The following is a 6,543-nucleotide window of genomic DNA, read 5'->3' as shown; positions in this document are numbered from 1 at the left end:
CGAACGATATCATCGCGCGTTATTGGCTTTTCAAAATACTGCGACGCGAATTTGCATAAATATTCTTGTTCTTCAGGGGTGCATTCGGGTTTTGTATCCACGTCCGCGTGGTCTTGGTCTGTCGTGCCGATCAGTGTGAAGTCTTGCTCATAAGGAATGGCGAAGATGATGCGACCGTCTTCTCCTTGGAAGAAATATGCTTTGTCGTGATCAAACAGTTTTTTAGTGACAATGTGGGATCCGCGTACCAAGCGGACGCCTTCGTTGGTTTTGATGTGGGCGACATTGCGGATAATGTTTTCGACCCACGGGCCGCCTGCATTGACCAGCAGCTTTGCTCTAAACTCTTGCTGTTCGCCGGTGATTTTATTTTCCGTGGTTACTGTCCAAATGCCTTTTTCGGATACGGCATTAACAACCTTAGTGCGCGTCATGATATTGGCACCACGGTTCTGCGCGTCGCGGGCATTAAGGACAACAAGACGAGAGTCTTCTACCCAACAGTCTGAATACTCGTAAGCACGCTCGAATTTGTTGTCGATCGGGTCGCCCTCAGGGGCCGTTGTTAGATCGATTGTTTTGGTGCCGGGTAGAATCTTTCGCCCACCCAAATTGTCATACATGAATAGACCAAGACGAATGAGCCAAGCGGGGCGTTGCCCTTTCATCCAAGGCATAAACATGGTCAAAAGTTTTGACGTTGGGGTGTCGCTTTCAAAGCGCATGTCTGGGTGGTACGGCAAAACGAAACGCATGGGCCATGAAATGTGTGGCATGGCGACCAAAAGGTTTTCACGTTCGATCAGAGCTTCGCGAACTAAACGAAACTCAAAATACTCGAGATAGCGCAAACCACCGTGAAAAAGTTTGGTGGAAGAGGACGATGTGGCGGATGCCAAATCGTCCATTTCGGCGAGGGCTACGGATAGGCCACGCCCCGCGGCGTCGCGCGCAATGCCACAGCCATTTATACCGCCGCCAATGATGAATAGATCATAGGTCATTTCGTTCTGTGGCTTTTTCATTTCTGTGTTCCTGCAACTAGAATCTGTGTGCCTGCATCAGCCGCCGCCTTTGCGAAGGCGGATGAGGGTTTACTGTCCATTACGACAAAATCGAGCTCGTCGATGGAGGCAATGCGAACAGGTGCGTTTATTTCAAATTTGGATTGATCCGCGACCAAAATGCGTGTGCGGGCGTTTTTCAGAATCGCGCGGGCAACCGCAACTTCACGCGAATCGAAGTCCAAAATCGATCCATCATCGTCAATGGATGAAGCGCCAATTACGGCATAGTCCGCTTTGTAACGCGATATGAATTCAACTGCCTCTTCGCCAACGACCGCACCGTCGGTTTGTCGAACCATGCCTCCGACTTGAATAAGCGCGCTCAATTCGGCGCCTTGCATGATGCTGACAATATTGATGTTGTTGGTGATAATGCTCAAATTTTTGTGGCCCGTGAGCGCGCTGGCGACTTGCTCGGTAGTGGTGCCGATGTTCAGAATAAGCGAACTGGCATTTGGAATGAGTTCAGCGGCTTTGCGGCCGATGGCGCTTTTAGCGGCAATATTGTTCATACGGCGCGCTTCGTAACTCAATGAGGCTGTTGAAGCGAGGCGACGTGCGCCCCCGTGCATGCGTGTGGCAAGGCCGCGTTGACATAAGGTTGCTAGATCGCGACGAACGGTTTGCTCTGTCACATCAAATGAATCAGCCAGCGAAATGACGTCCACTTGGCCATTCTGATTGAGCATCTTTATGATTTTTTCGAGCCGCTCTGGCTGCAACATGCGGTTTCTCCTTGCGTCAAACGGATTGAACTTAGTATGTTCATTTGAACATGTAAATTGAAAATATGAACATATGCGTTAATGCGATGTGGGAAAAATGTAGGAATTACAACGAAAAACCTTCTACTAAAAAAATAGTTTGACAAATATAGTAGTTCGAATGAATATTGTTGCAGCTAGAGGTTTCTGGCTTAAGTTCAATGGGAGGACAAGATGAAGAAGCATCTTCTCTGCGCAGCAGCGGTTATAGCCGTTGTCGCAGGTACTGGGTCAGCATTCGCGGGTGCTGACGAAGCTAAAAAATGGATTGACGCTGAATTTCAGCCGTCAGTTTTGTCAAAATCAGAGCAAATGAGTGAAATGCAATGGTTCATTGATGCTGCCAAGCCTTATTCGGGTTTGGAGATCAATGTGCTGTCCGAAGGCATTCCAACGCACTCTTATGAGTCAGAAGTTCTGACCAAAGCGTTTGAAGAGATTACCGGCATTAAAGTCAATCACCAGATTTTGGGTGAAGGCGAAGTGGTGCAGGCGGTTCAAACGCAAATGCAAACAAAGCGTAATCTATATGATGCCTATGTGAATGATAGTGACTTGATTGGCACACACTCACGTTTGCAACTTGCATACAACTTGACCGATTTCATGGCGGGCGAAGGCGCGGACGTTACCAACCCAACGCTTGATCTTGCAGATTTCATGGGCACGCAGTTTACCACTGGTCCTGATGGCGATCTTTATCAGTTGCCAGATCAGCAATTTGCCAACCTTTATTGGTTCCGCAAAGACTGGTTCGATCGTGAAGACATCAAAGCAGCGTTCAAAAAAGAGTATGGTTATGATCTAGGCGTGCCAGTGAACTGGTCAGCTTATGAAGATATCGCTGAATTCTTTACAACGAAGGTTGTCGATATTGATGGCACCACAGTTTATGGACACATGGACTATGGTAAGCGTGCCCCTGACCTTGGTTGGCGGATGACGGATGCCTGGCTTTCAATGGCCGGTGCTGGTTCAAAAGGCGAGCCTAACGGTGTGCCGATTGATGAATGGGGCATTCGCATGGAAGAGGGTTCTTGTAATCCTGTTGGTGCGTCAGTAACGCGCGGTGGTGCAGCAAACGGCCCAGCGGCTGTTTATGCGATCCGCAAGTGGGATGAATGGTTGCGAGCTTATGCGCCTCCAGGTGCAGCTGCATTTGATTTCTACCAATCATTGCCAGCGTTGAGCATTGGTAACGTTGCTCAGCAAATCTTCTGGTACACAGCCTTTACTGCCGACATGGTGAAGCCAAAATCTGAAGGCAATAACACTGTTGATGATGCTGGTAACCCGCTATGGCGTATGGCGCCTAGCCCACACGGTCCATATTGGGAAGAGGGTCAAAAAGTTGGCTATCAAGACGTGGGTTCATGGACAATCCTGAAATCTACACCACTTGATCGCGCAAAAGCGGCTTGGCTCTATGCTCAGTTTGTTGTGTCAAAAACCGTTGACGTGAAAAAGTCTCATGTTGGTTTGACTTTTATTCGTGACAGCTCAGTCAATCACGCATCTTTCACCGAACGTGCACCAAAACTTGGTGGTTTGGTTGAATTCTACCGTTCACCTGATCGTGTAGCTTGGTCTCCAACTGGCATTAACGTGCCAGATTATCCAAAGCTTGCTCAAATCTGGTGGCAGCAAATTGGTGACGTGAATTCTGGTGCCTTTACACCACAAGAAGCGATGAACCGTTTGGCTGAAGAGATGGACATCACAATGGCCCGTATGCAAGCAGCTGATGAAGCCGCTGGTGTCTACGGTGGCTGTGGTCCGCGCTTGAATGAAGAGCGTGATGCTGAGTGGTGGTTCGCCAACGGTGGTGCGAAGCCAAAACTGGACAACGAAAAGCCGCAAGGCCAAACCGTCAACTATGACGAGCTCGTTGCCCGCTGGAATTCGCAGTAAGCGAACTCCCTAGTCAGAACTCTTCTGACCTTGTCTGCTGGAGCCCAAGGGCTCCAGCTTTCTTTCACCGTTTTCCCAACCCTTTGGCAAAAAGGGTTGAAGGCTGCGCGCTGAACTGATTGCGCGGCAGAAATAAGAGTAGGTGTGCAATGGCACTCGAACTTAAAAATGTCACTAAGCGGGTAGGGGCGGACCTGCACATCAAGCCGGTAAACCTGGTTCTTGAAACAGGGCATTTCAACGTATTGCTTGGCGAAACAGGTGCAGGCAAAACATCCCTGATTAAATTGATGGCTGGCCTTGATCCAACGGCAAGTGGCCAAATTTTGATGGATGGTGAGGACGTGACGGCGCAAAATACCCAAAAGCGCAATATCTCGTTGGTCCACCAGTTTTTCGTCAATTACCCGCACATGAGTGTTTTTGACAATATCGCTTCACCTTTGCGCGTGGCAGGGATGGCCCAGTCTGAACTTGAGGATCGGGTTGCCGAAGCTGCTGAGATCTTGCAGCTAAAACCCATGCTTTTTCGTCGTCCACACGAATTGTCGGGTGGTCAACAACAGCGCTGTGCGTTGGCACGGGCGATTGCAAAGGAAAGCAAGGCCGTGTTCTTGGATGAACCGCTTGCCAATCTTGATTACAAATTGCGCGAAGAGTTGCGCGACCAATTGCCAGAGCTTTTTGCGGGGCGGGGCGCTGTGGTGGTGTACGCCACTTCAGAACCTGAAGAGGCTTTGCTGCTTGGCGGTAAAACCGCATTGATGGATGATGGTTCGGTGGCGCAATTTGGCACCACGGCCGATATTTATCGCCATCCTGAAACGCTGTTGGCAGCTGAGATTTTTTCTGACCCGCCGATTAATGTTGCGCAGATTGAGAAGCGCGGTGGCACCGCGAAAATGGGGTTCAATATCTCATGGAACCTTTCAGGGCATGCCGCAGACCTAAAAGATGGCGAGTATAAGATTGCCGTGCGGGCAAATCATGTGCTGCCGTTTAAAACGGATGAAGCCAGCGTGCCAATTACAGGGCATGTGATGGTTACCGAGTTGAGTGGATCTGAATCTAGCGCCCATTTTAAAGCGGAAATGGCCAATTGGGTTTCGCTGGCGCGCGGTGTGCACCCTTACCAGGTTGGCGAAGATCATCAATTCTTTATGGATCCATCAAAGTGCTTTGTGTTCGCGCCTGATGGCACGCTGGTCGGATAGGAGACAATCATGGCTAAAATTACCCTGTCTCAATTGCGGCATAGCTATTTTGCTGAACCTAAAGGTCCGCAAGATTATGCCTTGAAGCAAATTGATTTGGATTGGAACGATGGCGGCGCATATGCGCTTTTAGGCCCATCAGGATGTGGCAAGTCCACATTGCTTAATATTATTTCGGGACTTCGTGTGCCCTCAGAAGGTCGGATATTGTTTGACGATAAAGACGTCACGCATTTGCCTCCAGATCAGCGCAACATTGCGCAAGTGTTTCAGTTCCCGGTGATCTACGACACTATGACCGTTTACGATAATCTTGCGTTCCCCTTGCGCAACCGTGGCATGGCGGAGCGGGACGTTGATGTGCGGGTTAAACAAATCGCTGAAATGCTTGAAGTGAGCGAAATGCTGACCCAAGGCGCCGCAGGTCTTTCGCCTGACAATAAGCAGAAAATCTCGATGGGACGCGGGCTGGTGCGCGACGATGTGAATGTGGTGATGTTTGACGAACCGCTCACCGTGATTGACCCGCATTTGAAATGGAAACTGCGTTCGAAGTTAAAAGAACTACATCAGCGCATTCGGGCCACTATGATTTATGTGACCCACGATCAAACTGAAGCACTTACCTTTGCTGACCAAGTTGTGGTGATGCAAGATGGTGAAATTGTGCAAATTGGCACACCAATTGAGTTGTTCGAGCGCCCCACCCACACATTTGTTGGGCACTTTATTGGCTCGCCGGGGATGAATGTTTTGCCATGTGAAGTTAAGGCTGGGGCCGCGTTTTTCAACGGGCAACATGTGGATTTAGAAGGTGAAATTGTAAAAGGCGCTGGTGGAAAAACGGAAATCGGCGTCAGGCCAGAATATGTTTCTTTGGCTAAAGACGGGTTGCGAGCACACGTCCGCAAAGTCGCAGACGTAGGCCGCCACAATGTGGTTGAAGCCATGGTGGGTGAGCAAAAAGTTGCGGTGATTGTGGAGCATGATGTGCCCAACCAGGGCGACGAGGTTTTCCTAGACTTCAAGACCGAACAAACCCGGCTTTATGCCGATGGTTGGTTGGCAACCAATGCCAAAGGAGCCGCATAATGAAAACGCAAAATCAAAAAGCTTGGTTCTTTGTTCTGCCAGTGTTGTTGCTGGTTGCGTTCAACGCGTTGATCCCCATGATGACGGTTGTCAACTATTCAGTGCAGGAGACGTTTGGAAACAACCTTTTCTTTTGGCAGGGCCTGGATTGGTTCCAAAACTTGATGCGCTCCGAGCGTTTTCACGCAGCACTTGGCCGTCAGTTCATGTTCACCGGATTGATCTTGTTGATTGAAATTCCGCTGGGTGTGGCGATTGCCATGTCGATGCCGCGTAAAGGCTTTTGGGTCTCTGTTTGCTTGGTGACGATGGCGTTGCCGATGCTGATCCCTTGGAACGTGGTTGGCGCAATGTGGAATATTTTCACGCTGCCAGATATTGGCTTGATGGGCTATTTTTTAAACCATGTGATGGGTATCCCCTATGATATGACGCAAAACGTTTTTGCGGCTTGGGTTACCATTATTGTCATGGACGTGTGGCACTGGACGTCTT

Annotated in this window: 6 protein-coding genes; 4 read left to right on the top strand and 2 right to left on the bottom strand. The window is 49.5% G+C overall.

The genetic code is table 11. The annotated features are described in order from the left end of the window. Positions 1-1,025, bottom strand: a 1,025-nt coding sequence (glpD, locus tag Q0231_RS15450; RefSeq protein WP_299348931.1) for a glycerol-3-phosphate dehydrogenase, incomplete at its 3' end; no start/stop codon positions are given. Then, the gene (locus Q0231_RS15445; protein WP_299348928.1) at positions 1,022-1,792 is read right to left on the bottom strand and encodes a DeoR/GlpR family DNA-binding transcription regulator; all 771 of its coding nucleotides are present in this window, start codon (positions 1,790-1,792) and stop codon (positions 1,022-1,024) included. The genes glpD and Q0231_RS15445, both read right to left, overlap by 4 nt. Before the next feature lie 213 nt (positions 1,793-2,005). On the opposite strand from Q0231_RS15445, the gene Q0231_RS15440 reads away from it, so the two are divergent. The 4 genes from Q0231_RS15440 to Q0231_RS15425 form a co-directional block, all read left to right on the top strand. Then, positions 2,006-3,742, top strand: a complete 1,737-nt coding sequence (locus Q0231_RS15440) for an ABC transporter substrate-binding protein (protein WP_269393656.1) — start codon at positions 2,006-2,008, stop codon at positions 3,740-3,742. 149 nt (positions 3,743-3,891) lie between these two features. After that, complete coding sequence (locus Q0231_RS15435) at positions 3,892-4,956, top strand: ABC transporter ATP-binding protein (protein ID WP_299348924.1); 1,065 nt, start codon at positions 3,892-3,894, stop codon at positions 4,954-4,956. Between the two features lie 9 nt (positions 4,957-4,965). Next, positions 4,966-6,048 (top strand): ABC transporter ATP-binding protein, encoded by a 1,083-nt coding sequence (locus Q0231_RS15430; RefSeq protein WP_299348921.1) that lies wholly within the window; start codon positions 4,966-4,968, stop codon positions 6,046-6,048. Next, the coding region (locus Q0231_RS15425; protein ID WP_299348934.1) for a sugar ABC transporter permease at positions 6,045-6,543 on the top strand (499 nt) is incomplete at its 3' end. The genes Q0231_RS15430 and Q0231_RS15425, both read left to right, overlap by 4 nt.

The sequence above is a fragment of the uncultured Maritalea sp. genome, assembly GCF_937139385.1.
Taxonomy (GTDB): Bacteria; Pseudomonadota; Alphaproteobacteria; order Rhizobiales; family Devosiaceae; genus Maritalea; species Maritalea porphyrae_A.
The sequence above is the reverse complement of the archived record's forward strand: the minus strand, read 5'-3'. Positions and strand labels throughout refer to the sequence as shown.

What these genes read in the sequence shown, in the direction of transcription:
- Q0231_RS15445 (WP_299348928.1), bottom strand. Translation starts at nt 1,792, where the DNA reads ATGTTGCAGCCAGAGCGGCTCGAAAAAATCATAAAGATGCTCAATCAG.
- Q0231_RS15440 (WP_269393656.1), top strand. Translation starts at nt 2,006, where the DNA reads ATGAAGAAGCATCTTCTCTGCGCAGCAGCGGTTATAGCCGTTGTCGCA.
- Q0231_RS15435 (WP_299348924.1), top strand. Translation starts at nt 3,892, where the DNA reads ATGGCACTCGAACTTAAAAATGTCACTAAGCGGGTAGGGGCGGACCTG.
- Q0231_RS15430 (WP_299348921.1), top strand. Translation starts at nt 4,966, where the DNA reads ATGGCTAAAATTACCCTGTCTCAATTGCGGCATAGCTATTTTGCTGAA.